The 17,480-nt window shown below is 65.1% G+C and carries 16 protein-coding genes; 6 read left to right on the top strand and 10 right to left on the bottom strand.

The annotated features are described in order from the left end of the window. Positions 1 to 33 precede the first annotated feature (33 nt). The 5 genes from Q4S45_RS03285 to Q4S45_RS03265 form a co-directional block, all read right to left on the bottom strand. Positions 34 to 267, bottom strand: coding sequence for a hypothetical protein (locus tag Q4S45_RS03285; RefSeq protein ID WP_305509100.1), 234 nt, complete (start codon positions 265 to 267; stop codon positions 34 to 36). Between the two features lie 131 nt (positions 268 to 398). Beyond that, positions 399 to 623, bottom strand: a complete 225-nt coding sequence (locus Q4S45_RS03280; protein ID WP_305509098.1) for a hypothetical protein — start codon at positions 621 to 623, stop codon at positions 399 to 401. A 30-nt stretch (positions 624 to 653) separates the two neighbouring features. Continuing rightward, positions 654 to 1,298, bottom strand: coding sequence for a hypothetical protein (locus Q4S45_RS03275; protein WP_305509096.1), 645 nt, complete (start codon positions 1,296 to 1,298; stop codon positions 654 to 656). A 36-nt stretch (positions 1,299 to 1,334) separates the two neighbouring features. Beyond that, positions 1,335 to 2,492: an HlyD family secretion protein gene (locus Q4S45_RS03270; RefSeq protein ID WP_305509094.1), complete on the bottom strand. Its 1,158-nt coding sequence runs from the start codon at positions 2,490 to 2,492 to the stop codon at positions 1,335 to 1,337. A 298-nt stretch (positions 2,493 to 2,790) separates the two neighbouring features. Continuing rightward, complete coding sequence (locus Q4S45_RS03265) at positions 2,791 to 3,006, bottom strand: hypothetical protein (RefSeq protein ID WP_305509092.1); 216 nt, start codon at positions 3,004 to 3,006, stop codon at positions 2,791 to 2,793. A 57-nt stretch (positions 3,007 to 3,063) separates the two neighbouring features. Between Q4S45_RS03265 and Q4S45_RS03260 the strand changes: the two genes are divergently transcribed. Both Q4S45_RS03260 and Q4S45_RS03255 read left to right on the top strand, forming a co-directional pair. After that, the gene (locus Q4S45_RS03260) at positions 3,064 to 3,441 is read left to right on the top strand and encodes a hypothetical protein (protein WP_305509090.1); all 378 of its coding nucleotides are present in this window, start codon (positions 3,064 to 3,066) and stop codon (positions 3,439 to 3,441) included. Next, on the top strand, positions 3,434 to 4,912 hold the full coding sequence (locus Q4S45_RS03255) for an ATPase domain-containing protein (RefSeq protein WP_305509088.1): 1,479 nt from the start codon (positions 3,434 to 3,436) through the stop codon (positions 4,910 to 4,912). Before Q4S45_RS03260 ends, Q4S45_RS03255 begins: the two co-directional genes overlap by 8 nt. Positions 4,913 to 4,949: 37 nt before the next feature. Here the strand turns inward: Q4S45_RS03255 and Q4S45_RS03250 are convergent, their stop codons facing one another. The 3 genes from Q4S45_RS03250 to Q4S45_RS03240 all read right to left on the bottom strand — a co-directional run bounded on the left by Q4S45_RS03250 (position 4,950) and on the right by Q4S45_RS03240 (position 6,962). After that, on the bottom strand, positions 4,950 to 5,534 hold the full coding sequence (locus Q4S45_RS03250; protein WP_305509087.1) for a type 1 glutamine amidotransferase domain-containing protein: 585 nt from the start codon (positions 5,532 to 5,534) through the stop codon (positions 4,950 to 4,952). Between the two features lie 189 nt (positions 5,535 to 5,723). Further along, the gene (locus Q4S45_RS03245) at positions 5,724 to 6,038 is read right to left on the bottom strand and encodes a MerR family transcriptional regulator (protein ID WP_305509086.1); all 315 of its coding nucleotides are present in this window, start codon (positions 6,036 to 6,038) and stop codon (positions 5,724 to 5,726) included. Next, a complete protein-coding gene (locus tag Q4S45_RS03240; protein ID WP_305509084.1) occupies positions 6,039 to 6,962 on the bottom strand; it encodes a DnaJ C-terminal domain-containing protein in 924 nt (307 codons plus the stop codon). A gap of 193 nt (positions 6,963 to 7,155) precedes the next feature. Between Q4S45_RS03240 and Q4S45_RS03235 the strand changes: the two genes are divergently transcribed. From Q4S45_RS03235 to Q4S45_RS03225, 3 genes are all read left to right on the top strand, one after another. After that, the gene (locus Q4S45_RS03235) at positions 7,156 to 8,061 is read left to right on the top strand and encodes a c-type cytochrome (protein ID WP_305509082.1); all 906 of its coding nucleotides are present in this window, start codon (positions 7,156 to 7,158) and stop codon (positions 8,059 to 8,061) included. A 176-nt stretch (positions 8,062 to 8,237) separates the two neighbouring features. Continuing rightward, the gene (locus tag Q4S45_RS03230; RefSeq protein ID WP_305509080.1) at positions 8,238 to 9,629 is read left to right on the top strand and encodes an MATE family efflux transporter; all 1,392 of its coding nucleotides are present in this window, start codon (positions 8,238 to 8,240) and stop codon (positions 9,627 to 9,629) included. Between the two features lie 96 nt (positions 9,630 to 9,725). After that, positions 9,726 to 11,723: an ATP-binding protein gene (locus Q4S45_RS03225; protein ID WP_305509079.1), complete on the top strand. Its 1,998-nt coding sequence runs from the start codon at positions 9,726 to 9,728 to the stop codon at positions 11,721 to 11,723. Here the strand turns inward: Q4S45_RS03225 and Q4S45_RS03220 are convergent. Both Q4S45_RS03220 and Q4S45_RS03215 read right to left on the bottom strand, forming a co-directional pair. Further along, the gene (locus tag Q4S45_RS03220) at positions 11,720 to 13,426 is read right to left on the bottom strand and encodes a response regulator (RefSeq protein ID WP_305509077.1); all 1,707 of its coding nucleotides are present in this window, start codon (positions 13,424 to 13,426) and stop codon (positions 11,720 to 11,722) included. The genes Q4S45_RS03225 and Q4S45_RS03220 overlap by 4 nt on opposite strands. Continuing rightward, positions 13,423 to 14,928, bottom strand: coding sequence for an ATPase domain-containing protein (locus Q4S45_RS03215; protein ID WP_305509076.1), 1,506 nt, complete (start codon positions 14,926 to 14,928; stop codon positions 13,423 to 13,425). Before Q4S45_RS03215 ends, Q4S45_RS03220 begins: the two co-directional genes overlap by 4 nt. Positions 14,929 to 15,161: 233 nt before the next feature. Between Q4S45_RS03215 and Q4S45_RS03210 the strand changes: the two genes are divergently transcribed. Beyond that, the gene (locus Q4S45_RS03210; protein WP_305509074.1) at positions 15,162 to 17,369 is read left to right on the top strand and encodes a S9 family peptidase; all 2,208 of its coding nucleotides are present in this window, start codon (positions 15,162 to 15,164) and stop codon (positions 17,367 to 17,369) included. Positions 17,370 to 17,480 lie beyond the last annotated feature (111 nt).

Below are 17,480 nucleotides of genomic sequence, written 5' to 3'. Positions count from 1 at the left end.
GATGAAGCTGCGTGGGCCTGGACGGAGCGGGAACTATTTCCAGATGCGCGGCGTGAAGGTTGTCTTGTCAGGCGACAGGCACTGGCGCCACCATGCGTACAACAGCACCAGGCACAGCGCGCCGAAGGCGCACTTGGCCCACAGCGGTACGTCATCGAAGATCGGCGCGGCGAAGGCCACTGGAAACAGGATGGAGCCCGGCAGCGTGGCCAGGAAAAAGACGCGGTGCAGCTTCATCTCGTGTCGCAACTTCTTGCTCGGTTTCATGGGAGGGGCTCCAGGAAGGTGGACGGCAACGGTTATTCAGCTGACGAGCAGGAACCTAGCCGTCTGCGTAAGCAAAGGCAACTTCACAGCCGGGGGCGATGAAGCTGCTGCTTAGGAACAGGCGACGCCTACTACCACCTGGGTTTGAAACTGGTCCCATCAGGCGCCATGCACTGGCGGAACCAGACAAAGCAGGCCAGCATGCTCCCCACCGGGAAACCAATCAAGAGCCACAGTGGCCAGTCATGAACCCCAGGCAGCTCGTAAAAAAGTAGCCACGCCGGCGAGGCCAACAGTATGCCGAGGGCCGCCTGCAATTGCAGCTTGGTGGACGGTTTCAGGACGATGCGTTTCATGAAATGCTCCAATCGGGGATTGTCCGTCGCTTACGGATGGAAGACGGGTTCACGCTTGTGCTCGATGCCGAGAACCCAGGCGCCGACCTCCTTGACATCTTCGACAGCTTCAAGCGCGGCGCCGACCAGCGTCTGCGAGACGTCTTGCACGATTTCACTTTGGCCATAGAGCAGCGCGCCCGCACCGACGCCTACGCTCGCCGAGGCCACCACGCCCACGAGAGCGGCGGAGGTGACCCCCACTGCGGCGCTGCCCATCGTTCCGATTTGGCCGAAACCTCCTGCCGCCTCGATGGCCGCGCTGGCACCCCAGCCGCCGCCGATGCCAGCCGCGGCTGCGGTAGCGCCGGCAGCGGCGCCTAGCGTTTCCGTCATCGTCATGCCAAACAGGCCGCCCGCCGGCGGCTGCGCCACGCAGCTGTTTGGGCCGACTCCGTTGCTATCGAAGCCGCTGCCGCCGACGTTGGCCTGCACGCTGCCGAAATTCAAGGCCAGGCTAGCGGGACCGTCATTGCTAGAGCCGCCGGCACCGAACATTTCGTTGCTGCTATTATCCCAATTGCCCCATCCGCCCGCGTCGCCGCCAGAGCCGCTGCCGTCTTCGTGGTTGAACTCGAGTTCATCGCCGAAGCCGCCGGCCACTTGGGCCAACAGCGTTTTTTTAAGAACTTGCAAGATTTTTCTCCTGTAACACTTCACTTTCCACGCGCCTCATGGCGCGCGGCCCTTCGCGGCGCTGACAAGCGGGTCGAACACCCACTCGATCAGGCGCCGGCGATCGTTAAAGATGTCCGCTTGCAGCGTCATCCCTGGTTCAAATGCGGTGCGCTGGCCATACATCGTCAGCGCGTTGGCCGACAGCGTGACACTGGCGCGGTACAGCATCGCGCCCGGCGCGGCGCCGGGAGGGAGATCGGTGATCGGGCTCAGCTCGATCTGCTCGACGGTCCCGGGAACAAGGCCGTATTTCTGGTACGGGAATGCGTCGATGCGCAGCTCGACGCGCTGGCCGCGCTTGATCGCCGCCTTGGCGTGCGACGGCACCAGCAGCTGCGCCTCCAGCGCGGCGCCGGCCGGCAGCACCGTTGCCAGCACCGTGCCCGCCGGGACCGTCTGACCGACGCTGTAGGCGAATGTGGTTACGTGCCCGGCAGCGGGGGCCAGAACGGTAGTGGCGCGGCGCCCGTCATGTTCGGCAGTTTCCTGTGCCAGCGCGGCCAAGCTGGCGCGCGCGTCGGCTTCGCTCACCCTGCTTTGCCCGGCCAGCGCCGCCAGTTCACCCTTGATCTGTTCCAGCGCGCGGCGCGCGTTTTGCAAATTGATCGCCAGCGCCGTTCGCTTGGCAAGCTCCACGTCCCGCGCATTGGCGTACTGCGCCAGCAGGGCCTGCGCGACGAAGCCTTGCCTGGCCAGCTTGGCGTAGCGGGCGTATGTGGTGCGAGCGCTGCGCACCAAGGTGTCCTGGATGGCAATGGCGCCTTGGTGGTTGGCCAGTTCTGCCTCGGCCAATAGACGCTGCCGCCCGAGTGCCGCCGTTTGTTGGGCCAGTTGGTCGCGGGTGGCGGCGCGGCGCAGGGCGGCCTGGGTGCGCCGCTCGGTGAGCTGGGTCTCGACCCGGTCGTCGATCGAGCCGCCGGCCCCAACCCGCTCGGCCGAAAGCTCGAACAACAGCTGGCCGGCCTTGACCGCGTCGCCCTCGCGGACGTGGCGCGCGCTGATCCGGCCGAACTGGCCGGCGACGACCTTGATGGCGCCGCCAGCCGGCGCCAGCAGACCGGTCACCCGCACCTTGCTGGTGTACTCGCCGAAGGCCAGCAACATCGCGACGCCCACCACAACCGCCGCGCCGAAGCCAGCCGCAATCTTCATAGGCACTGGGCGTGCCAGAATGATCGCGCCTGCCTTACGGCTGCGGCGCGCGTCGATCACTTCGGCCCGAATCGGCACAAGGTCCATGCGAGTCTCAAAAAATTGCGCGTTCGGGACGAATGCGCAGCCAATCGATGATGGCCGCCCGGCACGCTGTACCTTGAGCCAGTAGCGAGATGGGACAATGCTTCAACGACAGCACACGGCTTACTAACAAAAAGATACGGAGTGTTATCGCGTTGCCAATATTAGTGCGTACAGATGAGCTCTGACACCGTTTTACGCAAACTTCAGTAATTCATTCGCAGATTGATAACCTTGAGAAAAAGTCGGTCACCAGGAACTTCCTCAACCCAGCGCCAATGGTGATCAGAATTGCCATACGTCCGATGCCCGCGTGGTGCGAACGGCGCAGGGCTGCCTGCCCAGGCCCGATGCGCACATCCGCGCCGTCCATCGCTTTGATTTTTGTAGCATCCGACTTAAAATGGCTTGAATTTTCGACATTCAACACCCGGCTAATCATATGGCGACAGACGAGGTTTCACCGCGGGCCATTATCGAGCAAGGCTTGGCGCGCGACCCTGGCGCGATCGTCGATACCAGCATCGAAGTGCTCGAACAGCTGGCGAACCGCCTGATCGAGATGATCGGCGAACCGGGTTTCGAAACCCTGCTGTTTCGCAGCGCGCATCGCGTCAGCCTGGATTTTCCCTGGCTGATCTTCGACCCGCGCGCGCGCCCCGCCGACCCCGAGTTCCATCTGCTGCGCCGCTGTTTCGAAGGCCAGGATCCGGCCCAGGCGCACGCCGCCTTTTCGCTGCTGTTCAACACCGTGATCGACATCCTGTCGACCTTCATCGGCACCCACCTGACCATGCTGATCGTGCAATCAGCCATCGGCCGCGTCGCAGCAACAAAAACAAGCAAGGAGCAGGACGATGGGTAATCGAGTCAACATCGGCAGGCTGGTCACCGGCGTGCCCGGGTTCGATGAATTGCTCGGCGGCGGCGTGCCCGAGTTTTCATTCAACCTGATCGCCGGCACACCCGGCAGCGGCAAGACGACGCTGGCCCACCAGCTGATGTTTTCGCTGGCTAATCCCGAGCGGCGCGCGCTGTTCTTCACCGTGCTGGGCGAACCGCCCTTGAAGATGCTGCGCTACCAGCAGCAATTCGCGTTCTTCGATTTCGACAAGCTGGAACAGTCGATCAAGTTCGTCAACCTGGCTTCCGACATGGTCGACGGCAATTTCGACCGCGTGATCGCGCGCATCATGGACGAGGTCCAGGAATACGCGCCGAGCCTGGTGTTCGTCGATTCGTTCCGCTCGGTGGCGCAAGCGGCGCCGGCCGCCGACCAGGGCTTCGCCGACCTGCAGCTGTTCATCCAGCAGCTCGGCATGCAGATGACCAGCTGGCAGGCCACCACCTTCCTGATCGGCGAATACCTCAAGCCCGACACCGAAGCCGGTCCCGTCTTTACCGTGGCCGACGGCATCGTGTGGCTGTCGCAACGGGTGCAGGGCGACTCGATGGTGCGCAAGATGCAAGTGGTGAAGATGCGCGGCGCCGCGCAGAAGCTGGGCGCGCACACTTTCCGCATCGACGGCGGCGGCATCCATGTCTTCCCGCGCGCGGTGTTGCCGGCGCCCTCCCAGACGACGCGTGAACGGGTGCCATCGGAACGCGTGTCGATGGGCGTGCCGGAAGTCGATGCGATGCTGGGCGGCGGCGTGCCGGCCGGTTACTCGCTGCTGGTGGTCGGTCCGTCCGGTGCCGGCAAGACCGTCCTGGCCACCGAGTTTCTCGTCGAGGGCGCGCGATTGGGCGAACACGGCGTGATCGCCGCATTTGAAAAAAGTCCCAACCAGCTGGTCAGCCACAAACTGAAGAAACTGGTCGATGACGGCAAGGTCGGCATCATCAATACGCGCGAGCTGGACCTGTCGATCGACGAGATCCTGCACGACCTCGTAACGATGATCCGCAAGGTCGACGCCAGGCGCGTGGTGATCGACTCCCTGTCCGGGTTCGAACTGTCGCTGTCGGCGATCTTCCGCGCGGACTTCCGCGAATCGCTGTATCGCCTGGTCGCCGTGCTGACCAGCATGGGGGTGACCGTGCTGATGACGGCAGAACTGGAAGACCGCTACACGATGCTCAGCTTCAGCGCCTACGACAACGCCTTCCTTGCCGACGCCATCATCATGCAGCGCTACGTGGAACTGGCCGGCCAGCTGCGCCGCGTGATGGCGGTGATCAAGGTGCGCGGCAGCGCGCACAGCAAGGACCTGCGCCTGTTCGACATCGTCGATGGCCACACCCGGATCGGCGAGCGGCTCGCGAACTACAGCGGCGTGCTGTCGGGCCAGCCGGTGCGCCGCACCGGCGCGCCACGCGCCAGGAAGAACCGGTAGCGGCCGGCGCCCTGAGTGCGCGCCCCTTCCCCGCTGGTCAGGACGACGGCCCGGTGTCCGGTTCGCTATCCGCGGCCAGTTCCTTGAGCAGCGCGTCGTTAAATTTCGGCAGGTCGTCCGGCTTGCGGCTGGTGATCAGCCGGCCGTCGACCACCACCGCCTCGTCGGTCCATTCGGCGCCGGCGTTGCGCAAATCCGTTTGCAGGCTGGGCCAGCTGGTCATGTGCTTCGACTTCGCCACGCCCGCATCGATCAGCGTCCACGGGCCGTGGCAGATCGCCGCGATCGGCTTTTCCGCATCGGCAAACGCGCGGATGAAGTCGATGGCCTCCGGGCTCAGGCGCAGCATGTCGGGATTGGCCACGCCGCCCGGCAGCACCAGCGCGTCGTAGTCGCCAACCTTCGCTTCCTTCACGTTTTTCTCGACCTTGAATTTGTCGCCGGGCGCCATGTGATTGAAGCCCTGGATGTCCTCGCCGGTTTTCTTCGGCGACACCAGGGTCACCTTCGCGCCGTGCTGTTCGAGGAAGCCGCGCGGCGACGTGTACTCGATCTGTTCGACGCCGTCGGTCATCAGCACCGCGACCTGCTTGCCTTTTAACGCCTGGGTATTCTCCGCCATGTTCGCTCTCCGATGTCATCAGTATTGATCAGCTGTTTAACCGATTCTAGTGCGCGCCCCGCAGACACGGCGCGCGCATGCCCGCGATCGCGAACGCCCGATGAGATTCTGATGCGCCGCCGACCAAAAGCTGGGGGGGTCAGGTCCGCCGGACCTGACCCCGGTTTTGTCAGCGCCACATGCAGAAAGCTACTCGCCGCCCAGCACGCGCAGGCGCGCGCGCAGCCGGTGGATCTCGTCGCCCAAATCGAGCACCAGCGCGGCGATGTCCTCGTTGGCGTCGAACACCGACTCCAGGCTCAGCAGCCGGCGTGCGCGCACCAGGTCGCCGCTGTAGAAATGCCAGGCGCTCACTTCGACACTGTCGCCGCTGCCCAGCACACCGGCGCGCACGTGGCGCACCACCCAGTCCGGCTCGACCGCGCAGGCGCGCGCCAGTTCTTCCAGGCTGAGGGCAACTTCGTCGACCAGCACGCCGTCCAGGGGATTGCCTTGCGCCATCATCTACGCTCCTATGCGGGCGCGCGGGTCGAAGGCCAGTTCGCGCGCCATGGTTTCGTACAGTTTGCGCGCCTGCTCGCTGTCGGCCGGCGGCAACACCACTTCCAAGACCAGGTACAAGTCGCCGTGCGGATGGGCCGGAATGCCGCGACCCTTTAGCCGGAGCTTGCGTCCGGTCTGCGAGCCGGGCGGCACCGTCACCTCGACTTCGCCGGACGGCGTCGGCACCGCGATATTCGCGCCCAGCGCCGCCTCCCACGGCGCCACCGGCACGGTTTCGTACACGTGGCTTCCTTCGACCGTGTAGCGGCGGTCCGGGTTCAACTGGATTTCCAGGTACAGGTCGCCGTTCGGCCCGCCGCCGGCGCCGGGATGCCCCTGCCCGGTCAGGCGCATCTGCTTGCCCGGCAAAATACCTTTGGGAATCTTGACCTCGATGGTTTTTTCGCTGGTGACCACGCGCCCCGAGGCGTCATGCTGCGGCACGCGCATGCTGACCTTGCGGGTGGCGCCGTGATAGGTGTCGTGCAGGTCGATGGCGATGGCCGCGTGCATGTCCTCGCCGCGCATCTGGTAGCCGCCGCCTCCGCCGGCACGGCCGCGCCGTCCCACATGGGCGAACAGGTCGGCGAAGAAGTCGCTGTCCATGCCGCCTCCGCCGCCGAAGGCCGAGGCCCAGTCGGGCGGCGGCTGGAATTCCTGGCCGGCGCGGCGCCCGCTGCCCAGTTCGTCGTAGGCGGCGCGCTTTTCCGGGTCGCCCAGCACGCCGTAGGCCTCGTTGATTTCCTTGGTCTTGGTGTCGGCATCCTTGTGCTTGCTGACGTCGGGATGGTACTTGCGCACCAGCTTGCGGTAAGCCTTCTTGATGTCCTCGGCCGAGGCGGTCTTCTCGACCCCGAGGGCCGCGTAATAATCCTTGTATTCCACGAAATGGCTCTCCGGGAGATGTTTTGTGTTTTTATTATCGTACTCCGCGCGCCCTAAGAGCGCACGCTTTGACGCCGCCGCCACGCCAAATATTTGTAAAAATCGCACTCACCCCGTATTTTTCGGTTTCGGCTTTCTTGCCATGATGATAAATTGACACAACGGTCAGTTTGTTGAGGAAAGGAACTTGACAATGGTGAGCAAATGGACGAAACGAACCGGCATCGCCCTGGCGGCGCTGGCATTGGCCGGCCTGGCCGTCGCCCTCGGCGGCAAGGCGGCGGGCGAGAGCAAGCTGACGCGCAAGATCGCGGTGCCGGTGGCGCCGGTCGCCTTGAGCAACGATCCGGCACGCATCGAGCAGGGCCGCTACCTGTTCAGCACGCGCGGTTGCGCCGAATGCCACGGCGCCAACGGCGCCGGCAGGACTGTCATGAAGGAAGGCGCGATACTGGTCATGTCGCCCAACATCACCTCCGGCGCCAACAGCGTCACCACTGGCTACAAGGTGGAAGACTGGGTGCGCACCGTGCGCCACGGCGTCAAGCCGAACGGCAACCCGGTGATGATCATGCCCAGCGAGGACTACAACCGGCTGACCGACGAGGACATGGCCTCGCTGATCGTATATATCAAGTCGCTGCCGCCGGCGGCGGGCGTCCCGCCGGTGATCGAGCTGCCCACGCCGGCCAAGGTGCTGTACGCGTTTGGCGTGATCAAGGATGCGGCCGAAAAGATCGACCACACGCTGCCGCCGGCGGTGCCGGTGGCGCCGGCGGTGACGGTCGAGCATGGCGCCTATGTGGCCAACACCTGCATGGGATGCCATGGCGCCCGCCTGTCGGGTGGCAAAATTCCAGGCGCGCCGCCGACCTGGCCCGCTACCGCCAACCTGACGCCTGGCAAAGGCAGCGTGATGCCGCGCTACCCGACGCCCGAAGTGTTCATGGCGACCTTGCGCAGCGGACGCCGGCCCGACGGCAGCGCAATCAGTGAAGTGATGCCCTTCGCTTCGCTCAAGCAAATGAACGAGACCGACCTGCGCGCGCTGTACACCTTCCTGAAGACCCTGCCGCCGGTCGAAGCGGGCAAGCGCTGAGGCGAATACCGCCGTCGCACGGCGAAGGCAGGTACCCATGGTGAGCCGATTTCCCCACGGCAGCGAATTCGGCATGGGTGCCAGCCCGCGCCGGCACGACCGTTGACGCATTCGCGCGCCCCGTCGTTTTCCAGCGAATTGCCAGTAGAATAGCCGGTTTGGCCCGCCGCTATTCAATGTCCACTGCCGCCGTTTCATCACCCTCCCCCGTCCTCCAGGAAATCAGCTCGCTGTGGAAGCTCGCGTGGCCGATGCTGGTCGGCCAGATCGCCACGGTCGGCATGGGCGTGGCCGACGTCGCGATGACCGGCCATGTCAGCGCCGACGAACTGGCCGCGGTGTCGCTGGGCGCGTCGGTATGGTCGATCATTCTGGTCACCGTGATGGGCGTGATGATGGCGATAAACACAGTGGTCGCGCACGAAGTGGGCGCCGCCAACTTCGCCAAGATTCCCCATTCGGTGCGCCAGGCCCTGTGGATGGGCGTGGGCACCGGACTGCTCGGCTGCGCCGCGCTCAACCTTGCCACCCTCGTGTTCGACCACATCGGCCTGGGCGCGGCCGTCAACGCCAAGGCGTCGATGTTCGTGCACGTAATCAGCCTCGGCATGCCGGCATTCGCCTGCTACCGCGCGCTGTACGGCTACACCACCAGCATCAACCAGACCAAGCCGGTGATGGTGATCGCGCTGGGCGGGCTGGCCTTCAACGTTGTCGTCAACTGGCTGCTGGTGTTCGGCAACCTCGGCATGCCCAGGCTGGGCGCGGTCGGCTGCGCGGTCGCCACCGCGACCGGCATGTGGCTGATGCTGGCGGCGATGATCGCGTGGATGCGCGTCGCGCCGGAATATTCCCGCACCTTTCCGTTCACGCACTGGGAGTGGCCGAACCGGGGCGAGATCGGCAGCATGCTGCGCCTTGGCCTGCCGATCGGGATCACCTATTTCGCCGAAGTGAGCGCCTTCGGCGGCGTGAGCCTGCTGGTGGCGCGCTTCGGCGTGGTGCAGGTGTCGGCGCACCAGGTTGCGCTCAATTTCGCATCGCTGGTGTTCATGGTGCCGCTCAGTTTCGGCATCGCGCTGATTACCCGCGTCGGCCAGTCGCTCGGCGAGGGCAATCCGCGCAAGGCGCGCTTCGTGTCGTGGGTTGGAGTGGCGATGTCGGTGGCGTTCGGCGTGCTGTCGGCGGTGTTCATCGCGGTGTTTCGCTGGGAAATCGCGCGCGCCTACACGAGCGATCCGGCGGTCCAGCAGCTGTGCGTGCAGCTGCTGCTGTTCGCGGCCGTGTTTCAGCTATCGGATTCGACCCAGGTGGCGGCGTCGAGCGCGCTGCGCGGCTACAAGGTCACGCGCGAGCCGATGATCATCCAGCTGCTGTCGTTCTGGGTGTTTGCGCTGCCGATCGGCTACGTGCTGGGGCGGGCGCCGGCGTGGTTCCCGTGGTCGCCGCATGCGCCGATGGCGGCGTTCGGATTCTGGATCGGGCTGGTGCTGGGGCTGACGGTGGCGGCGGTGCTGCTGACGGCGGCGCTGTACAAGCTGGCGCGGCGAAGGGTCGCTGCCCTCTAACGGCCGATCGCCTGGCGGCGCCAGTCGAAATTCGATTCGACATGGCAGGATGCCCGTTGTTACACTAGAGCATTTGATCCGGACAGAAGCCCAAGAATGACAAGTAGCGCAGCGGATGGCGGCAGCACGATGACGGCACTGGTGGCAAACCATGACTGGGAGGCGACCCCGCTCGGGCCCATTTCCAAATGGCCGCCGCACTTGCGCGGCGTGGTCGACGCCCTGTTGAGCAACCCGGCCCCTGGCGCCCTGCTGCTGGGGCCTTCGGGACTGCTGATCTACAACCAGGGCTATGCGGCGATCTGCGGCAACAAGCATCCCGCGGCGCTCGGGCGTACCCTGGAAGAAACCTGGCCGGAAGTCTGGGAATTCAACCGCGCGGTGCTGGCGGCCGGGCTGGCGGGCCGGCACCAGGTCTTCAAGGGGGCCTGTTTCGCCCTCGAGCGCGACGGCGTGCTGCGCGATTCCTGGTTCGATCTGTTCTACGGCCCCGTGCCGGACGCGCGCGGCAAGATCGTCGGCGTGTTGGCGACGGTGATTGAGATTACCGACCGCGTCGAAGCCGAGCAGCTGTACCGCGAACAACAGACCGAACTCGACCTGGTGCGCAAACGCCTCGAGGCGATGAGCCGTGCCAGCTTCGACCTGACCTACCGCATGAGTCCCGACTGGTCCCAGATGCGCCAGCTGGAGGGCCGCGGATTCCTTCGCGATACCTCCGATCCCAGCCAGGTCTGGGTCGACGATTACATTCCCGAGGATGAACGCACCCGCGTGCACGAGGCGATTGCCCGCGCGATCCGGGACAAGGCGGTGTTTTGCCTCGAGCACCGGGTCAAGCGCCTGGACGGCAGCGAAGGCTGGACCTTGTCGCGCGCCGTGCCCATGCTCGATGGCGACGGCGAGATCAGCGAGTGGGTCGGCGCCGCCAGCGACATCAGCGTGCGCAAGGCCAACGAGGAGCGGCTCAAGCAAGCGGACCAGCGCAAGGACGAGTTCCTGGCGATGCTGGCGCACGAGCTACGCAACCCGCTGGCCCCTGTGCGCACCGCCGCCGACCTGTTGCAGACCGGACGCCTGCAGGCGCCGGACGTACAACGCACCAGCGCGGTGATCGGCCGCCAGGTGAGCCACATGACCGGCCTGATCGACGACCTGCTGGACGTGTCGCGCGTCACCCGCGGCCTGGTGCAGATCGAGATCGAGCCGCTGCAGGTCACCGACCTGGTGCTCGACGCGGTCGAGCAAGCTACGCCATTGATCCAGGCCCGCAACCACCGCTTGCGCCTCGAGCTGGCGCCCGAGGAGATGCCGATCTCCGGCGACCGCAAGCGCCTGGTGCAGGTGCTGTCGAACCTGTTGAACAACGCGGCCAAGTACACGCCGCCGGGCGGCGAAATCGCCGTCCGCACCGGGGTCTCGTACGGCTGGGCCAACATCGAAGTGCGCGACAACGGCATCGGCATGTCGGCCGAACTGGGCGAGCGCGCCTTCGACCTGTTCGTGCAGGGCGAGCGCACGCCGGACCGCGCCACCGGCGGCCTGGGCCTCGGCCTGCCCCTGGTCAAGAGCCTGGTCCAGCTGCACGGCGGCACGGTACATTGCGTCAGCGAGGGCGTCGGCAAGGGCAGCTGCTTTACCGTGTGCCTGCCCTGCCACCGCGCTTGCGCCAGCGAACCCTCGGCGCCGGCGCGCGCCGCCCTGCCGGACAAGCCATTGCACATCCTGATCGTCGACGACAACGCGGATGCGGCGGAGATGATGGGCGAGCTGCTGCAGCTCAGCGGCCACCGCACCAGCGTCGAACTGGGCGCACACGCCGCGCTGGAACGCGGGCGGCGCGAGCTGCCCGAGGCCTACCTGATCGATATCGGCCTGCCGGAAATGGACGGGTATGCCGTCGCCCGGGCGCTGAGGGCGCAGCCGGCCACGGCTGACGCCCTGCTCGTCGCACTCACCGGCTACGGGCAGGACAATGACCGCGCGCAGGCGCTGGCGGCCGGGTTCGACGCGCATCTGATCAAGCCGGTCGAGATCGCGCCGCTGATGGACGCCCTGGCGCGCGGGCGCCTGAATTCGCGCAGCGCCGCTTAAGTGTGGGCGGCGCGCTCGATGGCGCGCTCGACCACCGCCGCCAGTTCGGCCAGCGGAAACGGCTTGCGCAGCACCATCTCCTGACCAATGAGTTCCTCGACCGCGTGCATGTCGGCATAGCCGGTCGCGATCACCATCGGAATCGCGGGCGCGCGGCGGCGCACCTCGCGTATCAGTTCGGCGCCGGAGATGCCGGGCATCATGTAGTCGGAAATGATCAGGTCGGGCGTGGACTCCTGCACGGAACGCAAGGCCGCTTCGCCGTCGCACGCCTGGCGCACCGCGTAGCCGATCGCTTCGAGCGACTCCGCCATCTGCTGGCGCACCGCGTGGTCGTCCTCGACCAGCAGGATGCGCGTGCCGCCCCTGGCGCGGCGCAGGGCGCCGCGGTCGACGCTGTCCATCTTCTGATCGGCGCCGGCGCACGGCAGCACGATTTCGATCGAGGTGCCTTCGCCGACCTGGCTAAAGGCGCGCGCCATTCCGCCGGACTGCTTGGCCATGCCATACACCTGGCTGAGCCCCAGCCCGGTGCCGCGGCCGATCTCCTTGGTCGTGAAGAACGGTTCGAACACCTTGCCGAGCACCTCAGGCGGCATCCCCTCGCCGTTGTCCTCCACCGCGATGCGCACGTAGCGGCCCGGCGGCAACTCGTCCGGCACGGTCCCGATATTCCGGGCGCTGAAGGTCAGCCGGCCGCCATCGGGCATGGCATCGCGCGCGTTGATTGCCAGGTTCAGCAGCGCCATCTCCATCTGGTTGGCGTCGGCCAGCACGCAATCGACCGCCTCGTCGACGTCGAAGCGCACATCGATGCGCGAACCGGCCGAGGCGATGACGAGTTCTCGCACCCCGGCGAAAATCGTCTGCACCCGTACCGCTTGCAGGTTGAGCGTCTGATTGCGCGAGAACGCCAACAGCTGCTGGGTAAGCTTGGCGCCGCGCTCGCACGCGCGCCGCGCGACGTCGGCGCGCTTCTTCGCCATCTCGTCGGCCGACAGCAGCAGGATCAGGTCCATGCTGCCCTGGACCACATTGAGCAGATTATTGAAGTCATGGGCAATGCCGCCGGTCAGGCGCCCGACCGCTTCCATTTTCTGCGAATGCAGCAGCGCCTGCTGGACGCGCTCGCGCTCGAACAGTTCATGGGTCAGCCGGTCGTTCGCCAGCGCCAGCTGGCGGGTGCGCGCCGACACGTGCGCTTCGAGCTTCTCATTCAGCTCGATCAGGTTCGCCTGCGACTCGCTCAAGCTGCGCGCCGTGGCGGTGCGATCGATCAGGTCTTCGCGTGCCTGGTATTGACGCCGGCGCGCGCGCGCCACCGACTTCATGGCGCTGCGCAGCGTTTCCATGTTCAAGGGGCGTTCGAGCAAGATGACATTGCCCAGTTCGTCCCAGTGCCGGGCCAGGCCGCGCGGATCGGAAAATTGCTTCCCGACCAGAACCACGAAGGGAAAATCCGACCAGGTTTCCTGCTCCGCGAGGAAGTCCAGTACCTGGCTGATATCGATCTTGTGCAATGCCTCTTCGGTGACGATCGCCGCGCCGGCGCCTTTGCGGATCTCCAGGTTCAGCTGGTCGAAGTCCTGCATCACGTGACAGCCGAATCCTTCCGCGCGCAAGGCCGACGCCACCACCGAGCCGTCGCGGCCCCATGGCATCAGAATCAGGATGCGCTCCTCGAATGCGGTAGGCGGCGTCAATTGCTGGGATCTTCCATCAGCGGCGTCGAACCGCGATAGGTCGGAAGACCGGTGAGCACCCCCTCGAAGCCGAGCAGCGCCGCGCCGATCTGAATGCCGGCCGAGTTGATCTGCAGCTCGTGGATCGTCATCGCATGGTTGGCCGTGCGATTCTTGATGACGGTAATGGCGCGCCGCAGCCGGCCATTGGACTCGAAGAAGCGCAGCAGGATCGTGGCGTCGCTCAGGTAGCTCAGGTCGACGTCGGAGGTCACGTCGCCGATCAGTCCGTGCTGGCCCAGCACCATCATGGTGGTGACGCCCTGCTGGCTCAGGTAGGACAGCAGTTCGTGCATCTGGAGTGTGAGGAACTGCTCGCCCGGCATCGCTTGCAGGTAGGCGTTGAGGCTGTCGATGACGATGAAGCTCACCCCGCTCAGCTCCACCGCGTCGCGCAGCATCTGAGCAAATTCTCCCGGCGCCAGTTCCGCCGGGTCGATGTGATGGATGTACAGCAGGCCCTGATCAACATAACGCTTGAGGCTCATCCCCAGCAGCTCCGCGCGCGCATAAAACGTGCCGAGGCCTTCGTCGAACAGGTAGAAACTGGCCTTCTCGCCGCGCTCCAGCGCCGACAGGACGCAGCGCACCGCCAGCGTCGTCTTGCCGATGCCGGACGGCCCGGCAATCAGGGTATTGGTGCCCGCGGTCAGGCCGCCGCCGAGCAGCATGTCCAGTCCCTCGCAGCCGGTCTGGCTCTCCTTGGGCGCAAAATCGCTGCTGTGTTCGGACGCCACCAGACGCGGGAACATGCGAATGCCGCCGGTGTCGAGCACGTAATCGTGGTAGCCGCCGCGAAACTTAATGCCGCGCATCTTGATGACGATCGCGCGCCGGCGCTCCTTGCCGAACTCTTGCGCCACCTGCTCGAGGCTGATCACGCCATGGGCAATGCTGTGCAGGTGCTGGTCGTTGTTCGACTTGTCGTCGAGCAGGAGCACGGTGCAGGCACGCGCGGCGAAAAACTGCTTCAGGGCGAGGATCTGCCGGCGGTAGCGCAGCGGGTTCTGGGCCAGCAGGCGCATCTCCGACAGGCTGTCGAACACGATCCGCACCGGCTTGATCTCGTCCACCACGTTCATCACGTTCTTGGTCGTCTCGCCCAGCTCGACTTCGGACGGGTTGAACACCGATTGTTGCGAATCGGGACTGAGCGCCTTGTCGTCGGCCAGCTCGAACAGGTGCAGGCCGGCCGTGGTCCAGACGTGGCTGACCGCCACCGCCTCCAGCTCTTCCGCCGTTTCCGACAGCGAGATGTACAAGCCCGATTCGCCATTTGCCAGGCCGTCGAGCAGGAATTGCAGGCCCAGCGTGGTTTTTCCCGTGCCGGGCGAGCCTTCGACCAGGTAGACGCGTTGGGCGGTCAGCCCGCCATGAAGAATGGAGTCGAGGCCGACGATGCCGGTCGACACGCGATGCGACGGGGCCGGGATGGGATGCGGTGAGGACATTGTTGAGGACATGAAAATTTATTATAAAAAAATAAGGTGGGATAGAACACAACTCATATTGTTGCATTTGAGAAAGAAAATACCCCGTGTTTTTCTAGGACGATACTTTTCCCGGGGGATTCCTGTCGCACAATTCGCGACAGGCCGCGCGCGGGCGCTGCAGCCCCATATTTACAGCTTTCCGCCCCCTATTCTGGTATCGTCTCGGAGTTGTCCAAGTTCAACCATTATTCCGAGACCATCCCATGCGTTTTTCCCTTTGCCTTATTGCCGCACTGTTGGCCGCTCCCGCATTTGCCGAGCGCCTGACCCTGGACCGCATCCAAGCCGACCCGGCGCTGTCGGGACCGGGCGTGCGCAACCTGCGCGTGTCGCCAGACGGCGAACACATCACCTTCCTGCGCGGCCGCGAGGACAACCAGTTCCAGCTGGACCTGTGGGAATTCAACATGAAGGACAAGACCACGCACCGCCTGGTCGACTCGAAGCTGCTGGTCCCGAACGAATCGATTTCGCTGGAAGAAAAAGCCCGCCGCGAACGCGCGCGCACGGCCAGCCTGTCCGGCATCCTCAATTACAGCTGGTCGCCGGACGGCAAGCAGCTGCTGGTGCCGATCGCCGGCGACCTGTACCTGGTCGAGGCGGCCCATCCCGAGAAGGCGCGCAAGGTCGCCTCCGGCAACGTCGCCGATCCGAAGATCTCGCCGAAGGGCCGTTACGTATCGTTCGTGCGCAACCAGAACTTGGTGGTGATCGACCTGACCACGGGCGCCGAGAAGCAGCTCACCACCGACGGCCAGGGCACCGTGCATAACGGCGAAGCCGAATTCGTCGCGCAGGAAGAAATGGGCCAGCGCACCGGCTACTACTGGGCGCCGGACGATTCCGCGATCGCCTACAAGCGCTTCGACGAAGCCCAGGTGCCGGTGGCGCGCCGCTTCGAAATCTTCGCCGACCGCACCGACGTCGTCGAGCAGCGCTACCCTGCCGCCGGCGACCCGAACGTGGTCGCGGAACTGTTCATCGTGTCGCCGACGACGGGTGTGCAGCGCAAGGTCGATATCGGCGCCGACAAGGACATCTACCTGGTGCGCGCCGACTGGTCGGCCGACAGCAAGCACCTGGTCTACCAGCGCCAGACGCGCGACCAGAAGCGCCTCGACCTGATCGCCGTCGATGCCGCCACGCTGGCGCAGCGCACGCTGCTGACAGAAACCTCGAAGACCTGGGTCAGCATCCACGACGACCTGCGCTTCCTGAAAAACCAGAACGCGTTCCTGTGGTCGTCCGAGCGCACCGGCCGCAATCACCTCTACCTGTACGACATGAACGGCAAGCTGCTGCGCGCGGTGTCGAGCGGCGACTGGGGCATCGACGCCGTGCAGGCGGTCGATGAAAAGACCGGCCGCGTGTTCGTCGCATCGAACCGCGACAACGTCGTCGACAAGCAGATCTACGCGCTCGCGCTCGACGGCAGCACCGCCAACAAGCCGACCCGCATCACCAAGGCCGACGGCTGGCACGACGCGGCGTTCTCGCGCAACGGCGAAGTGTTCGTCGACACCTTCTCCGATCCATCGACGCCGCCGCAGGTGTCGATCCGCCGTCCGGACGGCTCGATGGTCGGCTGGCTCGAGCACAACGAACTCAATGCTTCCCACCCGTACGCCAAGTACAAGGCCGACCTGCTGCCGACCGAATACGGCACCCTGAAGGCGAACGACGGCCAGGCGCTGTACTACTCGATGATCAAGCCGGCGAACTTCGACGCGACGAAGAAGTATCCGGTGTTCCTGTACACCTACGGCGGCCCGCACGCGCAGCAGGTGCAGCGCAAGTGGGACAATCAGTTCTACCAGTACATGGCGCAGCAGGGCTTCATCGTGTTCCGCCTCGATAACCGGGGTTCCTCGCGCCGCGAGCGCCAGTTCACCGACGTGATCTACAAGGAGCTGGGCAAGCACGAAGTCGAAGACCAGGTCGCCGGCATCGACTGGCTGGCCAAGCAGTCGTTCGTCGATGCCAAGCGCATCGGCGTGTTCGGCTGGAGCTACGGCGGCTTCATGACCTTGCGCCTGCTGTCGGCGGCGTCGGACAAGATCGCGATGGGCGTGGCGGTGGCGCCGGTGACCGACTGGTCGCTGTACGACACCCACTACACCGAGCAGTTCGTCGGCGCGACGCCGAAGTCCGATCCGAAAGCGTACGAGAACAGCGGCGTGTTCACCCACCTGGACGGCCTGAAGTCGCCGCTGCTGCTGGTGCACGGCATGGCGGACGACAACGTCCTGTTCACCAACACGACGAAACTGATCGACGGACTGGTCAACCGCAACATCAAGTTCGACCTGATGACCTATCCGGGCGCCAAGCACGGCATCTCGTCGCGCGCCGGCCAGCGCCACGTGTACGGCACGATCGAAGCGTTCTTCAAGAAGCACATCGGAGGCTGACGCCGTTGAGGTTGGGGTCCGCCGGACCTCAACGCAAAAACAAAAACAGCCGCGAAGTTCGCGGCTGTTTTGTTTGGTGCTGGGGCTTTGCGACGGATTTGGATTCCCGCC

The organism is Massilia sp. R2A-15 (genome assembly GCF_030704305.1).
Classification (GTDB): Bacteria; Pseudomonadota; Gammaproteobacteria; order Burkholderiales; family Burkholderiaceae_D; genus JAFCUW01.
This window is presented reverse-complemented; position numbering and strand designations above follow the sequence as displayed.

What these genes read in the sequence shown, in the direction of transcription:
- Q4S45_RS03215 (WP_305509076.1), bottom strand. Translation starts at nt 14,928, where the DNA reads ATGTCCTCAACAATGTCCTCACCGCATCCCATCCCGGCCCCGTCGCAT.
- Q4S45_RS03280 (WP_305509098.1), bottom strand. Translation starts at nt 623, where the DNA reads ATGAAACGCATCGTCCTGAAACCGTCCACCAAGCTGCAATTGCAGGCG.
- Q4S45_RS03285 (WP_305509100.1), bottom strand. Translation starts at nt 267, where the DNA reads ATGAAACCGAGCAAGAAGTTGCGACACGAGATGAAGCTGCACCGCGTC.
- Q4S45_RS03235 (WP_305509082.1), top strand. Translation starts at nt 7,156, where the DNA reads ATGGTGAGCAAATGGACGAAACGAACCGGCATCGCCCTGGCGGCGCTG.
- Q4S45_RS03255 (WP_305509088.1), top strand. Translation starts at nt 3,434, where the DNA reads ATGGGTAATCGAGTCAACATCGGCAGGCTGGTCACCGGCGTGCCCGGG.
- Q4S45_RS03210 (WP_305509074.1), top strand. Translation starts at nt 15,162, where the DNA reads ATGCGTTTTTCCCTTTGCCTTATTGCCGCACTGTTGGCCGCTCCCGCA.
- Q4S45_RS03230 (WP_305509080.1), top strand. Translation starts at nt 8,238, where the DNA reads ATGTCCACTGCCGCCGTTTCATCACCCTCCCCCGTCCTCCAGGAAATC.
- Q4S45_RS03250 (WP_305509087.1), bottom strand. Translation starts at nt 5,534, where the DNA reads ATGGCGGAGAATACCCAGGCGTTAAAAGGCAAGCAGGTCGCGGTGCTG.
- Q4S45_RS03270 (WP_305509094.1), bottom strand. Translation starts at nt 2,492, where the DNA reads ATGAAGATTGCGGCTGGCTTCGGCGCGGCGGTTGTGGTGGGCGTCGCG.
- Q4S45_RS03245 (WP_305509086.1), bottom strand. Translation starts at nt 6,038, where the DNA reads ATGATGGCGCAAGGCAATCCCCTGGACGGCGTGCTGGTCGACGAAGTT.
- Q4S45_RS03225 (WP_305509079.1), top strand. Translation starts at nt 9,726, where the DNA reads ATGACAAGTAGCGCAGCGGATGGCGGCAGCACGATGACGGCACTGGTG.